Here is a 16,151-nt window from a genome sequence, read left to right on the forward strand (position 1 = left end):
ATGAGTCTGAATTTCCTAGATTTTGAACAGCCTATCGCAGAGCTGGAAGCGAAAATCGATTCCCTGACTGCAGTAAGCCGTCAGGATGAGAAACTGGATATTAACATCGATGAAGAAGTGCATCGTCTGCGCGAAAAAAGCGTAGAGCTGACGCGCAAAATCTTCGCCGATCTTGGCGCATGGCAGGTAGCCCAACTGGCGCGCCATCCACGTCGTCCCTATACCCTGGATTATGTCCGCCTGGCTTTCGACGAATTTGACGAGCTGGCAGGCGATCGCGCCTACGCTGACGATAAAGCTATCGTTGGCGGTATTGCGCGTCTTGATGGTCGCCCGGTGATGATCATCGGTCATCAGAAAGGCCGTGAAACCAAAGAAAAGATCCGTCGTAACTTTGGTATGCCGGCGCCGGAAGGCTACCGCAAAGCGCTGCGCCTGATGGAAATGGCTGAGCGTTTCAAAATGCCGATCATTACCTTCATCGACACCCCTGGCGCCTATCCGGGCGTTGGCGCGGAAGAGCGCGGCCAGTCGGAAGCGATTGCCCGCAACCTGCGTGAAATGTCGCGTCTGAGCGTGCCGGTTATCTGCACCGTGATTGGCGAAGGCGGCTCTGGCGGCGCGCTGGCGATTGGCGTAGGTGATAAGGTCAACATGCTGCAATACAGCACCTATTCGGTTATCTCGCCGGAAGGCTGCGCATCTATTCTGTGGAAAAGCGCGGATAAAGCGCCGCTGGCCGCGGAAGCGATGGGTATCGTTGCCCCGCGACTCAAAGAGCTGAAGCTGATTGATTCCATCATTCCAGAACCGCTGGGCGGCGCCCACCGTAACCCGGAAGCGATGGCGGCGAGCCTGAAGGCACAGCTGTTGGCCGACCTGGCTGACCTGGATACCCTCAGCGAAGAAGAGCTGCGTAACCGCCGCTATCAGCGTCTGATGAGCTACGGCTACGCCTGATTATTCAGCACATTATTTTCTCTAAGGGGCCGGATTTCCGGCCCCTTTTTTTATCATTTTTCTACTGAGGCAAGATGATGCGCCAATGAGGTGATGTGATTAGCCGATGATGTCCTTCTCCCGTGACACTGCGCTAACTGCCGGGGACAACGCCTGGGCAGACCGTTCACAAGGAAAAGGAGAATAATATTATGGCAATTCATAAAACTGTCGCCTTGAGCGCCGTGGCCGCAGGGATCATGTTAAGTCTGAGCGCCGCACAGGCTGCGCCGCTGCTCAGCGCCACTGAAGCCACCACCATGACAGCCAGCGAGCTGGCGGCGAAAGAAAAAGCATTAACCGATTTTCCTCTAATGGACGCGGTGAAGTCTTCTATTCGTACCCTCGATAACGCTTCAGTCGAAAAGATTGAGCCCGGTCGGGCGGCTAACCCGGAGAACGTTAAACGCGTTGAAGGCATGCTCAGCGAGCAGGATTGGGATTATCTGTTCCCGATGCGCGCGCCGGAATATACCTACAGCAACTTCCTGAAGGCGATTGGTAAATTCCCGGCGGTCTGCGGCACCTACACCGACGGTCGTGATAGCGACGCAATCTGCCGTAAATCGCTGGCTACCATGTTTGCCCACTTCGCCCAGGAAACCGGCGGTCACGAGAGCTGGCGCGATATTCCGGAATGGCGCCAGGCGCTGGTCTATCTGCGCGAAGTTGGCTGGACCGAAGGACAAAAAGGCGGCTATAACGGCGAATGTAACCCGGATGTCTGGCAGGGGCAGACCTGGCCTTGCGGTAAAGATGCCGATGGCGATTTCCTCAGCTACTTTGGTCGCGGCGCTAAACAGCTTTCCTATAACTACAACTACGGACCGTTCTCCGAGGCGATGTATGGCGACGTCCGTCCGCTGTTGGATAAACCACAGCTGGTGGCGGACTCATGGATGAACCTCGCCAGCGCGGTCTTCTTCTTTGTTTACCCGCAGCCGCCAAAACCCTCCATGCTGCACGTTATCGACGGCACCTGGCAGCCAAACGATCGTGATAAGAGCAATGGCCTGGTGCCGGGGTTTGGCGTGAGCATCCAGATCATCAACGGCGGCGTCGAATGCGGCGGCGCCACGGAAAATGCCCAGTCGCTTAACCGTATTGCCTATTACAAAGAGTTCGCCAACTACCTCAAAGTGCCTATTGCCGATGATGAAGTGCTGGGCTGTAAGAACATGAAGCAGTTTGATGAAGGCGGTGCCGGCGCGCTGCCAATCTACTGGGAACAGGATTGGGGATGGGATCCGAACAGCGCAGACGGCAAAACCAATGCCTGCCAGCTGGTGAGTTATCAGACGCCGTACAGCGCGTTCAAAGAGGGGGATTACAGCAAATGCGTGCAGCACTACTTCAACGTAACCGTGGTTGATGATGCGGGTAGCGATGGCGCGTCTGATAAGACGGATGACGTTACGCCTGCCCCACAGGTAAACGTGGCGCCGGTGGCGCGTATTGCCGGCCCGGTGGGCGCTGTTGAAGCCGGTAGCCTGGTGTCGCTGAGTGCGGAAGGCTCTACCGATGCTAACGGCGATAAGCTGAGCTATAGCTGGATGTCGCAGGATGGGCAGACGTTAAGCGGCGCGGATAAAGCGGTTATCAATTTCAGCGCGCCGCAGAGCGACAAAGATGCTCAGTATGTGGTTAGCCTGACCGTCAGCGATGGTAGTCTGTCCAGTACCGCAACCTACACTCTCAATGTGAAGGCGAAAACGCCGGCAGAGGAAGCGAAGGATGAGCCGGCAGGCGATAGCGGCGTCATCAGCTATCCAGCGTGGAGCGCCAGCCAGAGCTGGAAGCCGGGTGACATCGTCAATAACCACGGCGCGCTTTTCCAGTGCAAGCCCTTCCCGGAAGGAGCCTGGTGCAACGTGGCGCCAACTTACTACGAACCGGGCGCAGGTCTGGCCTGGGGGGATGCGTGGAAGGCGCTGTAATCATCGCTTTGCTATGATTCAGGACTAAGATAAATCCGCCAGTGCTAAGCACTGGCGCGATTGATATTATGCTTACCTTAGGTAAATCCAGGAGGAAAGCGTGAATATCATCGCCATCATGGGGCCCCACGGCGTCTACCATAAAGACGAACCGATCAAAGAGCTGGAAGCCGCTCTGCAGAAGCAAGGATTCCAGACCATCTGGCCGCAAAACAGCGCCGACCTGCTGCAGTTTATCGAACACAACCCGCGTATCTGCGGCGTTATCTTCGACTGGGACGACTACAGCGTTGATTTATGCAGCGATATCAATCGTCTGAACGAATACCTGCCGCTGTATGCTTTTATCAATACGCACTCGACGATGGACGTCAGCAGCCAGGACCTGCGCATGGCGCTATGGTTCTTCGAATATGCGCTGGGTCTGGCGGAAGATATCGCTACCCGCATTCGCCAGTATACCAATGAATATCTGGACAACATCACGCCACCATTTACCAAAGCGTTATTTAACTATGTGCAGGAGGGGAAATATACCTTTTGTACCCCCGGACACATGGCGGGAACCGCCTACCAGAAAAGCCCGGTCGGCTGCCTGTTTTATGATTTCTTCGGCGGTAATACGCTGAAGGCCGATGTTTCTATCTCCGTTACCGAACTGGGGTCGCTGTTGGACCATACCGGCCCGCATCTGGAAGCGGAAGAGTATATTGCCCGCGCCTTTGGCGCCGAGCAGAGCTACATGGTGACCAACGGTACCTCGACTTCAAATAAAATTGTCGGCATGTATTCGGCGCCCGCTGGCAGTACGTTGCTTATCGATCGTAACTGCCATAAATCGCTGGCGCATCTGCTGATGATGAGCGATATCGTACCGCTATGGCTAAAACCGACCCGTAACGCGCTGGGGATCCTCGGCGGCATCCCGAAACGGGAATTTACCCGCGACAGCGTCCAGCACAAAGTCGAGACAACTCGCGGCGCGCAGTGGCCGGTGCATGCGGTGATCACCAACTCCACCTATGATGGGCTGTTGTATAACACCACCTGGATTAAACAAACCCTTGACGTGCCGTCGATCCACTTCGATTCCGCCTGGGTGCCTTATACCCACTTCCACCCGATTTATCAGGGGAAAAGCGGTATGAGCGGCGACCGCGTACCGGGGAAAGTGATCTTCGAAACCCAGTCGACGCATAAAATGCTGGCGGCGTTGTCACAGGCTTCGCTTATCCATATTAAAGGCAGCTACGATGAAGATACCTTCAATGAAGCCTTTATGATGCATACCTCTACCTCGCCAAGCTATCCGATCGTCGCCTCGATAGAGACCGCGGCGGCGATGCTGCGCGGTAACTCCGGAAAACGCCTGATTCAGCGCTCCATCGAACGCGCGCTACATTTCCGTAAGGAGGTTCAGCGCCTGCGTGAGGAGGCTGACGGCTGGTTCTTCGATATCTGGCAGCCGGAAGAGGTCGAAGAAGCGCAATGCTGGCCTGTTTCCCCTGGAGAAACGTGGCATGGATTCCAGGACGCCGATGCCGACCATATGTTCCTCGATCCGGTCAAAGTCACGATTCTCACGCCGGGTATGGACGAGCAGGGCAATATGGCGGAAGAGGGGATACCGGCGGCGCTGGTGGCGAAATTCCTCGACGAGCGCGGCGTGGTGGTGGAGAAAACCGGGCCGTACAATCTGCTGTTCTTGTTCAGTATCGGAATTGATAAAACTCGGGCGATGGGCCTGCTGCGCGGTCTGACCGAGTTTAAACGCGCCTACGATCTTAACCTGAGGGTGAAAAACATGTTGCCGGATCTCTACGCTGAGGATCCGGACTTCTACCGCAATATGCGCATCCAGGATCTGGCGCAGGGGATCCACCGCCTGATCCGTCAGCACCAGCTCTCACAGCTGATGCTGCGGGCGTTCGACGTGTTGCCGGAGATGAAAATGACCCCGCATCAGGCCTGGCAGCGACAGATTAAGGGCGAAGTAGAAACCATCGAACTGGAGAAACTGGTGGGGCGTATTTCGGCAAACATGATCCTGCCGTATCCGCCTGGCGTGCCGTTGCTGATGCCGGGAGAGATGATCACCGAAGAGAGCCGCGCGGTGCTCGATTTCCTGTTGATGCTCTGTTCGATCGGCCGCCACTACCCAGGTTTTGAAACCGATATCCACGGGGCCAAACGTGATGAAGATGGCGTCTACCGTGTACGAGTCTTAAAAAATAATTAGGGGCTTGCGCGGCGGCGGGCGGCGCGAGTAACGTGTTGGGCTTCAACAGGAGGAGAACAACCATGCTGGGTTTAAAACGGGTTCACCATATTGCCATCATCGCGACAGACTACGCGAAGAGCAAAGCGTTCTATTGCGACATCCTCGGGTTTACGCTGCAAAGCGAGTTCTACCGCGCCGAGCGTGATTCGTGGAAGGGCGACCTGGCGCTGAACGGCGAGTATGTCATCGAGCTGTTTTCGTTCCCGTTCCCTCCTGCGCGTCCAAGCCGCCCGGAAGCCTGTGGTCTGCGCCACCTGGCGTTTAGCGTCGACGATATTGATGCCGCGGTTGCGCATTTGCAGGCGCACGGCGTCGCCTGTGAAGCTATCCGCATCGATCCGTTTACCGATAAGCGTTTTACCTTTTTCAACGATCCCGACGGCCTGCCGCTGGAGATTTACCAACAGTAATACTTGCCAGAACCAGCCCTGGCGCGTAACGTGCCGGGCTATCTCTTCTTAGCTGCATACGCACGATCATGACGCCGGATATTGCCTCATCGCTTCGACCACATCGTCAGTTTCTGCTGGCCTTCAGCGGCGGCCTGGACTCAACCGTCCTGCTGCACCGGCTGGTACGCTGGCGCCAGCGCGAGCCAGCGGTTCAACTGCGCGCGATTCACATTCACCATGGCCTGAGCGCCAACGCAGACCACTGGGTCGAGCATTGCGAACAGATTTGCCAGCAATGGCAGGTACCGTTACAGGTGGTGCGCGTGACGCTGGCGGATGAGGGGTTGGGGATCGAAGCGCATGCTCGCCAGGCGCGCTATCAGGCCTTCCGTGAAGCGCTTTTGCCAGGTGAAGCGTTATTGACGGCACAACATCTCGACGACCAATGCGAGACTTTCCTGCTGGCGCTTAAACGCGGTAGCGGCCCGACCGGCTTATCGGCGATGGCGGCCTGTAGCGAGTTCGCTGGTGGCAAATTGCTGCGTCCGCTGCTCAATGAGAGCCGTGATTCCCTGCATCAGTGGGCGCTGACTTATCAGCTGCGTTGGATTGAAGATGAAAGTAATCAGGATGATGCCTACGATCGCAACTTTCTGCGCCTGCGGGTGGTACCGCTACTGAGCGAGCGCTGGCCGCATTTTGCCGAGGCCGTTGCCCGCAGCGCCAGCTTATGTGGCGAACAGGAACAGTTGCTCGATGAAATGCTGTCGGCGGAGCTCGCCGCGCTGGTCGATGAGCGCGGTTCGCTGGCGATAGAACCGCTAAGCGCGATGAGCGCGGCGCGTCGTGCGGCGCTGCTGCGCCGCTGGCTGGCCTCCCAACAGGCGCCGATGCCGTCGCGCGAAATGCCGGAGCGCATCTGGCAGGAAGTGGCGCTGGCGCGTGAAGACGCCGCGCCTTGCCTACGGTTAGGCGGTTTTGCCGTCCGGCGCTACCAGCAGCGCCTGTATTGGGTAAAGCATCTGCCTGGCCTGACCGAGCGTGAGTTGCCATGGGAGGACCCCACTACACCGCTAATATTGCCGGAAACGCTGGGAGAACTGGCGTTGCAGTCCGGCGGGCCGTTACGCATGCCGCGCGCGGATGAGCCGGTATCGATACGTTTTCGCGCCAGCGGTAATCTGCACATCGTCGGGCGTCCGGGCGGGCGTAAGCTTAAGAAAATCTGGCAGGAAATGGCGGTCGCCCCCTGGCGTCGGGATACTACGCCGCTGCTATTTTATGGCGAAACGTTGATTGCGGCGGCCGATGGACTGTTTGTCACCAGAGAGGGGCAAGTGCAGGAAGGCGAGGGGTTACAGCTGGTATGGCGGAAAACGGGCGGCTAAGCCGCCCGATGGGCTTCAGGATTCGCTGACCACCACGGTGCCAATTTCCGGGTGGCTGAAACTGGCGATTTTATCCAGGCGTAGCTCGCGGACGTTACCGGCAAGTTCTACCACCAGATACTCGACATTTTTACGCGAGATAAGATCGTTCGCTTTGGCCTGCAGCTGTTCACCATCTTTCAGGGCCAGCGCCAGCACCAGGTGATGCTGGCAGGCAAGCTCGAGGTTGTCATAATCATCGCAGTTAATGGGTTGATAAGTATCATTCATTGACATAATCGCTCACCAATAAGTTTGCCGCCGCATAAGCGGCCTTTTCCCTGACTGACTCCGAAAGGGCCTGATCCGCCGCAACCTCATTTAATACTTTCAACGCGCAGCCCAGCGCATCCGGGATATACCCTAAGTCTCCGCTGGCTATTTCCGCATACCGCTTGCGTATTAACTCACAATATTGATCCACATGCCCTCCTGTCAGCGTTCTGACTTAACCGTGGGATGCAAGTTTAAGCCTACGAAGATAAACTCTGTTTAGCAAGGTGACTATACCATAGTCATCTAAGCAATATCAGCAGGATGAAAGGAGTACCTGCGATTGCCGACAGCCTTTTGTCGCCAGTTTCGCTACAATGTACGCCATTTTTTTCAGGAGTTTATTCATGGCGCTGAAAGCGACGATTTATAAAGCTGTGGTGAATGTTGCCGATTTGGATCGCAACCAGTTTCTGGATGCTAACCTGACGCTGGCGCAACATCCCTCAGAAACCCAGGAGCGTATGATGCTGCGCCTGCTGGCGTGGATCAAATATGCTAACGAACGCTTGCAGTTCACCCGCGGGTTGTCCTCGGATGATGAACCGGAGCTGTGGCAATTAAACGACCATTTGGGCGTCGATCTGTGGATTGAGCTGGGGTTACCGGACGAGAAACGCCTCAAGAAAGCCTGCTCGCGGGCGCAGGAGGTGGCGCTGTTTGCCTATAATAGCCGAGCGGCTGAAATCTGGTGGCAGCAGAATCAGAACAAGCTTGCGGCGTATCCGAAGCTGACCATCTGGTATCTTGATGATGCGCAACTGGCGCAGCTGAGCGCTTTTGCCGATCGCACCATGACGCTGCAGGCAACCCTGCAGGACGGCGGTATCTGGTTATCTGACGATCGGAATAATCTGGAAGTTCATTTAACGGCCTGGCAGCAGCCGGCATGATAATGATTAGCCGCAGCGTTTCCATCCCGGATGAGGAGATCTCGCTTACCGGGGTCCGCGCACAGGGGGCGGGCGGTCAGCATGTGAATAAGGCCTCGACGGCGATTCACTTACGTTTTGATATTAAAGCATCGAGCCTGCCTGAGTTTTATAAAGAACGCCTGCTCGCCGCCAGTCACCACTTAATTTCTGCTGACGGTGTGGTTATCATTAAGGCTCAGGAATATCGCAGCCAGGAGATGAATCGCGAAGCGGCGATCTCGCGACTGGTTACGCTGATAAAAGAATTAACCGCAGTGCAAAAAAGCCGCCGGGAGACGCGACCGACTCGGGCGTCAAAAGAGCGACGACTTGCCTCCAAGGCGCAAAAGTCCTCAGTCAAAGCGCTGCGTGGGAAAGTTCGCCATTAAGAGGCGTGGCGGACGGGTGGAATGGATTATAAGGAATTCACAGTGAAGAAAATTGTATTTTCGCTCGCAGCGGCCTGTTCGCTCTTTGCGCTGTTTGGCTGCAATCATCGCGCTGAGGTGGAGACGGTTCAGCCGGCGGCGATGGAAGAGCTGAAACCGATGCAGCAAAGCTGGCGCGGTATTTTGCCTTGCGCGGATTGCGAAGGGATTGAAACCTCTTTGTTCCTTGAGAAAGATGGCACCTGGGTAATGAATGAACGTTATCAGGGCGTTAGCCGCGAGCCGTCATCTTTCGCTTCATATGGGACCTGGGCGCGTACCGCCGATAAACTGGTCTTGACCAATAGCAAAGGCGAGAAATCCTACTATCGGGCGAAAGGCGACAAGCTGGAAATGCTCGATCGTGACGGCAACCCGATTCAGTCAACGCTTAACTATACGCTGGAGTCGGTGAAAGCCAGCCTGCCGACGACACCGATGGCAATGCGCGGGATGTATTTCTATATGGCGGATGCGGCAACCTTTACCGATTGCGTCACAGGTAAAACGGTGGCCGTTGCCAATAACGCTCAGCTTGAACGTGATTACGCCGCCGCGCGCGGGACCGATACTCGTCCGGTACTGCTGGTGGTAGAAGGGCACTTCACTCTCGAAGCGAACCCGGATACCGGCGAGATGATGAAAACGCTAATGACGGATAAAGACAGTAAATTTATTCCAGGTAAAGATTGCGGTAATTAATTCTTGCAGTTGCTATAAAAAAGGCCTCGCTATTGCGAGGCCTTTTAGCTTTAAAGGGGAAATTAACCTTTAATTTGCTGCACCAGGTAATTCACAATATCCCCGGTCTTAATCAGCTGTTTCTCGCCGTTGCGACGATGTTTATATTCAATATCATCGTTGTCGAGGTTACGATCGCCAAGCACGATGGTATGAGGGATGCCGATCAGCTCCATATCGGCGAACATCACGCCCGGACGCTCTTTACGATCGTCCATCAGCACGTCGATGCCATGCGCACGCAGTTCAGCATAGAGTTTCTCGGCCAGCTCCTGCACGCGATAGGACTTGTGCATGTTCATCGGCAGAATAGCGACCTGGAACGGCGCGATAGCGTCCGGCCAGATAATCCCGCGATCGTCAAAGTTCTGCTCAATAGCGGCGGCCACCACGCGGGTCACCCCAATGCCGTAGCAGCCCATGGTCAGGATCTGGTTGCGGCCATCTTCGCCCTGCACCGCGGCATTCATTGCCTGAGAGTACTTGGTGCCCAGCTGGAAGATGTGGCCCACTTCGATACCGCGTTTGATAAGCAGAGTGCCTTTTCCATCCGGGCTCGGATCGCCGGCAACGACGTTACGAATATCAGCAACTTCCGGAGTCGCGACATCGCGATCCCAGTTAATGCCAAAATAGTGTTTGCCATCGATGTTGGCGCCGGCGGCGAAATCGCTCATGGCCGCGACGGTACGGTCGATAACTACCGGAATCGGCATGTTAACCGGACCGAGAGAACCTGGGCCCGCGTTAACGATAGCGCGGATCTCTTCTTCGCTGGCGAAGGTCAGCGGGCTCGCGACCTGCGGCAGTTTTTCCGCTTTTACTTCGTTGAGTTCGTGATCGCCGCGTACTAGCAGGGCGACCAGCGGGTAGCTGCTATCTTCTACCGCTTTCACCAGCAGGGTCTTTACGGTTTTTTCGATTGGCAGATTGAACTGCTCAACCAGCTCGGCGATGGTTTTCGCGTTCGGCGTATCCACCAGCGTCATCTCTTGCGTCGCTGCTGCGCGCGGTTCTTTCGGCGCGACGGCTTCGGCAAATTCAATGTTCGCCGCGTAGTCGGAGCTGTCAGAGAAGATCACGTCATCTTCGCCGCTCTGCGCCAGTACCTGGAACTCATGGGAAGCGCTACCGCCGATCGAACCGGTGTCAGCCTGCACCGCGCGGAAATCCAGCCCCATACGGCTGAAGATTTTGCTGTAAGCGGTATACATCGCGTCGTAGGTTTCCTGCAGCGATTCCTGAGAGGTATGGAAAGAGTAAGCATCTTTCATCAGGAACTCACGGGAGCGCATCACGCCGAAACGCGGGCGGACTTCATCGCGGAACTTGGTCTGAATCTGGTAGAAGTTCAGCGGCAGCTGTTTGTACGAGTTCAGCTCATTGCGAATCAGGTCGGTAATGACCTCTTCGTGAGTCGGGCCGAGAACGAACGGACGATCGCCTCGATCGGCAATGCGCAGCAGCTCAGGGCCATATTGCTCCCAGCGACCGCTCTCCTGCCACAGTTCAGAAGGCTGAACTACCGGCATTAACACCTCGATAGCACCGGCGTTGTTCATCTCTTCACGCACGATGTTCTCGACTTTTTTCAGAACGCGCACGCCGGTCGGCAGCCAGGTGTACAACCCTGAGGCCAGCTTGCGGATCATCCCGGCGCGCAGCATCAGCTGATGGCTGATGACTTCGGCGTCGGCAGGTGTCTCCTTCAGAGTGGAGAGCAGATATTGGCTAGTACGCATGTTGTTACGGTTCCATTTGGACGATCGGAACAGGCTGGAGAGCCAGCCTGAAACAAAAAAGTGGTTTAGTTTACCAGTGTGGCAAAGATGCCAAAAGAGAGGAAAATAAAATTAGCGCGGTTCGAGAGAAAAGACTTCAAAACCGGAGGGGATTACCCGCCAGCGCACGTTGAAATCGAGCAGCCAGACGGCGTAGGTTTTCCCTGCTTCTTCCTCTTTGCGATAAGCCGGGCGCGGATCCTGCGCCAGTACTTCACGGATAAACGCTTTGATATGCGGGTAGCGTTTTTCAAGCGTGAGTAGCTGTGCTTCTATTTCCGGCGTAAAGCTGACATTCATGCCTGCCAGCGGCGCCTGTTGCGCATAGCTAGCGCTGGCATCAGGCAGGGCTTCGGCAAAGGGAAGATAAGGTTTGATATCAACCACCGGCGTGCCGTCAACGAGATCGAGGCTGCCAAGTTCCAGTATTACCTGATCCTTCTGGCAGCGAACGCCTTTCAGTTCAACCAGCGACATGCCGATAGGGTTGGGGCGAAATGTCGAGCGGGTCGCGAAGACGCCCATGCGCGCGTTGCCGCCAAGGCGGGGAGGGCGCACGGTCGGGCGCCAGCCGCCAGCCATGGTCTGATGAAAGACGAACAGCACCCACAGATGGCTGAAGTTTTCCAGTCCACGCACGGCGTCAGCCTGGTTATAGGGCGCGAGCAGATGAAGTTCTCCGCCGCCGTGTTCAACCAGCCCTGGCTGGCGAGGAACGGCAAACTTCTCTTTATACGGCGAGCGGATGACGCCTATCTGCGCGAACTGAAATGCACTCATTGTGCCGAGACGTTAAGCGCTGAACCCAGGCAAACGGCCTGACGGTAGCAGCCTGGCGTACCGCTGGTCACTTCGCAGCTGTGCAGCAGCACGGCGTTGGCCTTCATTTTGGCCGCGTTGATTTGCATGCGTTTACGGGCGGTCGGGATGTTCGGCGGGGAGTCCTGGTTTGAAGCCTGGCATGATTCGCCGCTCACTTCACCCAGATCGCGGAAAGGTTTCCCTACCAGCGCGGCGGCATCGGTATAGATTCTAACCGGTGCGGGACGTGAGACTTTTGGTTTAGCCGTTTCCGTCTGGACTGGCGTGGTTGCGGTGCTTTTAACAGGCTCAACGGGGGATCTGCTTAGCATAGAACAACCGCTTAACATGAGTGCTAACAAACAGACCGGTAAAGCACGCATAGTATTTCCTCAATGAATTATAAAACAGGGCGCTATTGAATCAGGTGCTTGCATAAATGACAAGACGGGCATAAAGCCCGTCCTGAATGATATTACGCTGAAAGCAGATTACCAGCCTTTCACTGCGCCGCCGTTAAAGATTTTGTTAGCGGCTTCGTAAACTTCATCGCTTTGGTAAGCCTGAACAAATTTCTTAACATTTTCCGCGTCTTTATTATCTTCGCGGGCGACGATCAGGTTTACGTACGGCGAGTTTTTATCTTCAACGAAGATACCGTCTTTCGCCGGCGTCAGGCCAATCTGGCTGGCGTAGGTGGTGTTGATGACCGCCAGAGCGATCTGCGCGTCGTCCAGAGAACGCGGCAGCTGTGGCGCTTCCAGCTCAACAATCTTCAGGTTTTTCGGGTTTTCAACCACGTCCAGAGACGTCGGCAGCAGGCCTACGCCTTCTTTCAGTTTAATCAGACCCACTTGCTGCAGCAGCAGCAGAGAACGGCCGAGGTTGGTCGGGTCATTCGGTACGGCAATCTGTGAGCCCGGCTGCAGTTCGTCCAGAGATTTGATTTTCTTCGAGTAGCCAGCGATCGGATAGACGAAGGTGTTACCGACGGAAACCAGTTTATAACCGCGATCTTTAATCTGCTGGTCGAGATACGGTTTGTGCTGGAAGGCGTTAACGTCGATGTCGCCTTTGCTCAGCGCTTCGTTCGGCAACACGTAGTCGTTGAAGGTTACCAGCTCAACGTCGAGTCCATACTTCTCTTTTGCCACTTTCTGCGCGACTTCAGCAACCTGCTGTTCCGCGCCGACGATCACGCCAACTTTAATATGGTTAGGATCTTTTTCATCCTGACCGCAACCCACCAGAGCCAGAGAACCGATTAATGCGCCAACTGCCGCAAAGGTTTTGAAATTAAAGGCCATGTTATTTCCTTCCTGTAAGAATTAGTGTTGTGTGTCAATAACGTTATTTGTGAGTCACAGCCCGGACGATACGATCGCCAGAGAATTGAATTAAATAAACCAGAATAACCAGCAATACCAGTACGGTATTCATTACCGTCGCGTTATAGCCGATGTAGCCGTACTGATAGCCAATCTGACCCAGACCACCGGCACCGACCGCACCGCCCATCGCGGAATAACCCACCAGGGTGATGAGTGTGATGGTGGCGGCGTTCACCAGACCCGGCAGCGCTTCAGGGAGCAGAACTTTACGCACGATCTGCAGCGGCGTTGCGCCCATCGCGCGTGAGGCTTCGATAAGCCCGGTTGGGATCTCCAACAGCGCGTTTTCCACCATACGCGCGATAAACGGCGCGGCGCCAACCGTTAATGGCACAATCGCTGCCTGCAGGCCGATCGAGGTACCGACGATCACGCGGGTAAACGGAATCATCCACACCAGCAAAATAATGAATGGAATCGAGCGGAAGATATTCACCAGCGCCGATAGCGTACGATACAGTCGGGCGTTGGCGGCAATCTGCCCCGGACGGGTAACGTACAGCAGTACGCCGACCGGCAAGCCGAGCACAAAGCCAAAGAAGCCGGAGACAAACGTCATAGCCAGCGTTTCCCACACGCCGCGAACCAGCAGCCAGATCATTGGTTCAGACATATCCCAGTACCTCTACTTTTACATGATGTTCCTGCAGCCAGGCGATCGCCGCCTGGGTATCTTCTGGTGTGCCGTGCATTTCAGTCAGCATGATGCCGAACTTCACTCCGCCGGCGTAATCCATCTGCGCGCTAATAATGTTGTTATTCACATTAAAGCGGCGGGCGGTTTCCGACAGCAGCGGCGCATCGACGGAATGGCCGGTGAACTCCATACGCAGCATCGGCACGCTGTCAGGCAGCGGCGTGGGCTTCAGGCGCGCCTGATAGTCATCCGGAATATCCAGATGCAGGGTAGATTGAATGAACTGTTGGGCGAGCGGCGTCTTAGGATGGGAGAAGACTTCGCTCACGGTGTCCTGCTCGATCAGTTGACCATTGCTAATGACCGCCACGCAGTCGCAGATACGTTTAACCACGTCCATTTCATGGGTGATCAACAGAATGGTCAGCCCCAGACGACGGTTAATGTCTTTTAACAGTTCGAGGATCGAACGGGTCGTTGCCGGGTCGAGCGCGCTGGTGGCTTCATCGCACAGCAGCACCTTTGGATTGCTGGCCAGAGCACGGGCAATCGCCACGCGTTGTTTCTGGCCGCCGGAGAGGTTTGCCGGATAGCTGTCGTGCTTATCGCCAAGACCAACCAGGTCAAGCAGTTCATTAACGCGGCGTTTGATTTCCGCCGGCGGCGTGTTGTCCAGCTCAAGCGGCAGCGCCACGTTGCCGAAAACGGTACGTGAAGCAAGCAAATTAAAGTGCTGGAAGATCATGCCAATCTGACGGCGCGCGCGAGTCAGTTCTTTTTCAGTCAGCGCGGTGAGTTCCTGGTTATCAACCTGCACGCTACCTTCGGTTGGGCGTTCCAGCAGGTTAACGCAGCGAATCAGCGTACTTTTACCTGCGCCGGAAGCGCCGATCACGCCGTAAATTTGCCCGGCAGGGACATGCAGGCTGACATCGTTCAGCGCCTGTATGGTGCGGTTCCCCTGCTGGAACACTTTGGTAATATTCGAAAGTTTAATCATCAGTTATTTATTATCGTTTAGCCGTTTGCCGTGGCATTTTCTTCTGCCGTGTCCAGGCGATGCCTGTCAATGAAATGGATGTTAAGGCATCCAGACGTCTAAATCAATCTGACTCTTTATAATGAGCACTTTCTTGCATGCCGAAACATGCGATACTAACGGCATTAGCCTTTATCAGGAGCAAACCGGTGGCAAAGTCTGTACCCGCAATTTTTCTCGACCGTGACGGCACGATTAATATCGATCATGGTTATGTCCACGAAATCGACAACTTTGAGTTTATCGACGGCGTCATTGATGCCATGCGTGAACTAAAGGCAATGGGATTTGCGTTAGTGCTGGTGACCAACCAGTCAGGCATCGCGCGCGGTAAATTCACGGAAGCGCAATTTGAGACCCTCACCGAATGGATGGATTGGTCGCTGGCAGACCGCGGCGTGGATCTCGACGGTATCTATTATTGTCCGCATCACCCGCAGGGGAGCGTTGAAGAGTTCCGCCAGACCTGCGATTGCCGTAAGCCGCATCCAGGGATGCTCATTTCCGCACGCGATTTCCTGCATATTGATATGGCCGCTTCTTATATGGTGGGCGATAAACTCGAAGACATGCAGGCGGCTGCGGCGGCGAATGTCGGAACGAAAGTGCTGGTGCGTACCGGTAAGCCGGTTACCGAAGAAGCGGAAAGCGCCGCAGATTGGGTGCTAAATAGCCTGGCGGACCTGCCAGCGGCTATCAAAAAGCAGCAAAAATAAGCGTTACGTATAAAAGATGAGCGGTTGAAATAAAAATGTATTTTTCCGCTTGTCATTCCCGGCGGGCTCCCTATAATGCGCCTCCATCGACACGGCAGATGTGAATCACTTCACACAAACAGCCAGTTCGGTTGAAGAGAAAAATTCTGAAATTCAGGGTTGACTCTGAAAGAGGAAAGCGTAATATACGCCACCTCGCGACAGAGCGCTAAAGCGCGTCGCAACTGCTCTTTAACAATTTATCAGACAATCTGTGTGGGCACTCAAAGTGACATGGATTCTTAATGTCTTCGGACAATAAATGAATACCAAGTCTCTGAGTGAACATACGTAATTCATTACGAAGTTTAATTCACGAGCATCAAACTTAAATTGAAGAGTTTGATCATGGCTC

The 16,151-nt window shown here is 55.1% G+C and carries 17 protein-coding genes; 9 read left to right on the forward strand and 8 right to left on the reverse strand.

The window, feature by feature from the left end; all coding sequences use genetic code 11:
• The 5 genes from accA (at window position 1) to tilS (ending at window position 6,997) form a co-directional block, all read left to right on the forward strand.
• Window positions 1–960: an acetyl-CoA carboxylase carboxyl transferase subunit alpha gene (accA, locus tag PGR10_RS19430; protein WP_045390153.1), complete on the forward strand. Its 960-nt coding sequence runs from the start codon at window positions 1–3 to the stop codon at window positions 958–960.
• A 191-nt stretch (window positions 961–1,151) separates the two neighbouring features.
• A complete protein-coding gene (locus tag PGR10_RS19435; protein ID WP_087860837.1) occupies window positions 1,152–2,936 on the forward strand; it encodes a chitinase in 1,785 nt (594 codons plus the stop codon).
• 100 nt (window positions 2,937–3,036) lie between these two features.
• Window positions 3,037–5,175 (forward strand): lysine decarboxylase LdcC, encoded by a 2,139-nt coding sequence (locus tag PGR10_RS19440; protein WP_430923961.1) that lies wholly within the window; start codon window positions 3,037–3,039, stop codon window positions 5,173–5,175.
• 62 nt (window positions 5,176–5,237) lie between these two features.
• Window positions 5,238–5,627 carry a VOC family protein gene (locus PGR10_RS19445; protein ID WP_015704453.1) on the forward strand — a complete coding sequence of 130 codons (390 nt, stop codon included), beginning with the start codon at window positions 5,238–5,240 and terminating at the stop codon, window positions 5,625–5,627.
• 68 nt (window positions 5,628–5,695) lie between these two features.
• Entirely contained in the window at window positions 5,696–6,997 is a 1,302-nt protein-coding gene (tilS, locus tag PGR10_RS19450) for a tRNA lysidine(34) synthetase TilS (protein ID WP_087860835.1), read from the forward strand.
• A gap of 15 nt (window positions 6,998–7,012) precedes the next feature.
• Here tilS and rof read toward each other — a convergent pair whose 3' ends face one another.
• Both rof and PGR10_RS19460 read right to left on the reverse strand, forming a co-directional pair.
• A complete protein-coding gene (gene rof, locus PGR10_RS19455) occupies window positions 7,013–7,273 on the reverse strand; it encodes a Rho-binding antiterminator (RefSeq protein ID WP_113374446.1) in 261 nt (86 codons plus the stop codon).
• Complete coding sequence (locus PGR10_RS19460; protein ID WP_087860833.1) at window positions 7,260–7,460, reverse strand: YaeP family protein; 201 nt, start codon at window positions 7,458–7,460, stop codon at window positions 7,260–7,262. The genes rof and PGR10_RS19460 overlap by 14 nt, the downstream gene beginning before the upstream one ends.
• A 196-nt stretch (window positions 7,461–7,656) precedes the next feature.
• Between PGR10_RS19460 and PGR10_RS19465 the strand changes: the two genes are divergently transcribed.
• From PGR10_RS19465 to nlpE, 3 genes are read left to right on the forward strand one after another with little or no spacing between them, the layout of a single operon-like run.
• The gene (locus tag PGR10_RS19465; RefSeq protein ID WP_430923962.1) at window positions 7,657–8,202 is read left to right on the forward strand and encodes a YaeQ family protein; all 546 of its coding nucleotides are present in this window, start codon (window positions 7,657–7,659) and stop codon (window positions 8,200–8,202) included.
• Window positions 8,199–8,612, forward strand: a complete 414-nt coding sequence (arfB, locus tag PGR10_RS19470; RefSeq protein ID WP_047038088.1) for an alternative ribosome rescue aminoacyl-tRNA hydrolase ArfB — start codon at window positions 8,199–8,201, stop codon at window positions 8,610–8,612. The genes PGR10_RS19465 and arfB overlap by 4 nt, the downstream gene beginning before the upstream one ends.
• 42 nt (window positions 8,613–8,654) lie before the next feature.
• Window positions 8,655–9,353, forward strand: a complete 699-nt coding sequence (nlpE, locus tag PGR10_RS19475; protein ID WP_430923963.1) for an envelope stress response activation lipoprotein NlpE — start codon at window positions 8,655–8,657, stop codon at window positions 9,351–9,353.
• Between the two features lie 62 nt (window positions 9,354–9,415).
• On the opposite strand, the gene proS is transcribed toward nlpE, so the two are convergent.
• From proS to metN, 6 genes are all read right to left on the reverse strand, one after another.
• On the reverse strand, window positions 9,416–11,134 hold the full coding sequence (proS, locus tag PGR10_RS19480) for a proline--tRNA ligase (protein ID WP_047065175.1): 1,719 nt from the start codon (window positions 11,132–11,134) through the stop codon (window positions 9,416–9,418).
• A 111-nt stretch (window positions 11,135–11,245) separates the two neighbouring features.
• Window positions 11,246–11,953, reverse strand: coding sequence for a tRNA (N6-threonylcarbamoyladenosine(37)-N6)-methyltransferase TrmO (gene tsaA / locus PGR10_RS19485; RefSeq protein ID WP_020079574.1), 708 nt, complete (start codon window positions 11,951–11,953; stop codon window positions 11,246–11,248).
• On the reverse strand, window positions 11,950–12,357 hold the full coding sequence (gene rcsF, locus PGR10_RS19490; protein WP_015704458.1) for an Rcs stress response system protein RcsF: 408 nt from the start codon (window positions 12,355–12,357) through the stop codon (window positions 11,950–11,952). The genes tsaA and rcsF overlap by 4 nt, the downstream gene beginning before the upstream one ends.
• 108 nt (window positions 12,358–12,465) lie before the next feature.
• Window positions 12,466–13,281 carry a methionine ABC transporter substrate-binding lipoprotein MetQ gene (gene metQ, locus PGR10_RS19495; RefSeq protein WP_015368138.1) on the reverse strand — a complete coding sequence of 272 codons (816 nt, stop codon included), beginning with the start codon at window positions 13,279–13,281 and terminating at the stop codon, window positions 12,466–12,468.
• Between the two features lie 43 nt (window positions 13,282–13,324).
• Window positions 13,325–13,978, reverse strand: a complete 654-nt coding sequence (locus PGR10_RS19500) for a methionine ABC transporter permease MetI (RefSeq protein ID WP_045390177.1) — start codon at window positions 13,976–13,978, stop codon at window positions 13,325–13,327.
• Window positions 13,971–15,002, reverse strand: coding sequence for a methionine ABC transporter ATP-binding protein MetN (gene metN / locus PGR10_RS19505; RefSeq protein ID WP_087860830.1), 1,032 nt, complete (start codon window positions 15,000–15,002; stop codon window positions 13,971–13,973). Before metN ends, PGR10_RS19500 begins: the two co-directional genes overlap by 8 nt.
• Before the next feature lie 188 nt (window positions 15,003–15,190).
• On the opposite strand from metN, the gene gmhB reads away from it, so the two are divergent.
• Window positions 15,191–15,757: a D-glycero-beta-D-manno-heptose 1,7-bisphosphate 7-phosphatase gene (gene gmhB, locus PGR10_RS19510; RefSeq protein ID WP_047044557.1), complete on the forward strand. Its 567-nt coding sequence runs from the start codon at window positions 15,191–15,193 to the stop codon at window positions 15,755–15,757.
• Window positions 15,758–16,151 lie beyond the last annotated feature (394 nt).

The sequence above is a fragment of the Klebsiella sp. 141198 genome (assembly GCF_050600785.1).
GTDB lineage: Bacteria > Pseudomonadota > Gammaproteobacteria > Enterobacterales > Enterobacteriaceae > Klebsiella > Klebsiella aerogenes.

What these genes read in the sequence shown, in the direction of transcription:
- accA (WP_045390153.1), top strand. Translation starts at nt 1, where the DNA reads ATGAGTCTGAATTTCCTAGATTTTGAACAGCCTATCGCAGAGCTGGAA.
- PGR10_RS19435 (WP_087860837.1), top strand. Translation starts at nt 1,152, where the DNA reads ATGGCAATTCATAAAACTGTCGCCTTGAGCGCCGTGGCCGCAGGGATC.
- PGR10_RS19445 (WP_015704453.1), top strand. Translation starts at nt 5,238, where the DNA reads ATGCTGGGTTTAAAACGGGTTCACCATATTGCCATCATCGCGACAGAC.
- tilS (WP_087860835.1), top strand. Translation starts at nt 5,696, where the DNA reads ATGACGCCGGATATTGCCTCATCGCTTCGACCACATCGTCAGTTTCTG.
- rof (WP_113374446.1), bottom strand. Translation starts at nt 7,273, where the DNA reads ATGTCAATGAATGATACTTATCAACCCATTAACTGCGATGATTATGAC.
- PGR10_RS19465 (WP_430923962.1), top strand. Translation starts at nt 7,657, where the DNA reads ATGGCGCTGAAAGCGACGATTTATAAAGCTGTGGTGAATGTTGCCGAT.
- arfB (WP_047038088.1), top strand. Translation starts at nt 8,199, where the DNA reads ATGATAATGATTAGCCGCAGCGTTTCCATCCCGGATGAGGAGATCTCG.
- proS (WP_047065175.1), bottom strand. Translation starts at nt 11,134, where the DNA reads ATGCGTACTAGCCAATATCTGCTCTCCACTCTGAAGGAGACACCTGCC.
- tsaA (WP_020079574.1), bottom strand. Translation starts at nt 11,953, where the DNA reads ATGAGTGCATTTCAGTTCGCGCAGATAGGCGTCATCCGCTCGCCGTAT.
- rcsF (WP_015704458.1), bottom strand. Translation starts at nt 12,357, where the DNA reads ATGCGTGCTTTACCGGTCTGTTTGTTAGCACTCATGTTAAGCGGTTGT.
- metQ (WP_015368138.1), bottom strand. Translation starts at nt 13,281, where the DNA reads ATGGCCTTTAATTTCAAAACCTTTGCGGCAGTTGGCGCATTAATCGGT.
- PGR10_RS19500 (WP_045390177.1), bottom strand. Translation starts at nt 13,978, where the DNA reads ATGTCTGAACCAATGATCTGGCTGCTGGTTCGCGGCGTGTGGGAAACG.
- metN (WP_087860830.1), bottom strand. Translation starts at nt 15,002, where the DNA reads ATGATTAAACTTTCGAATATTACCAAAGTGTTCCAGCAGGGGAACCGC.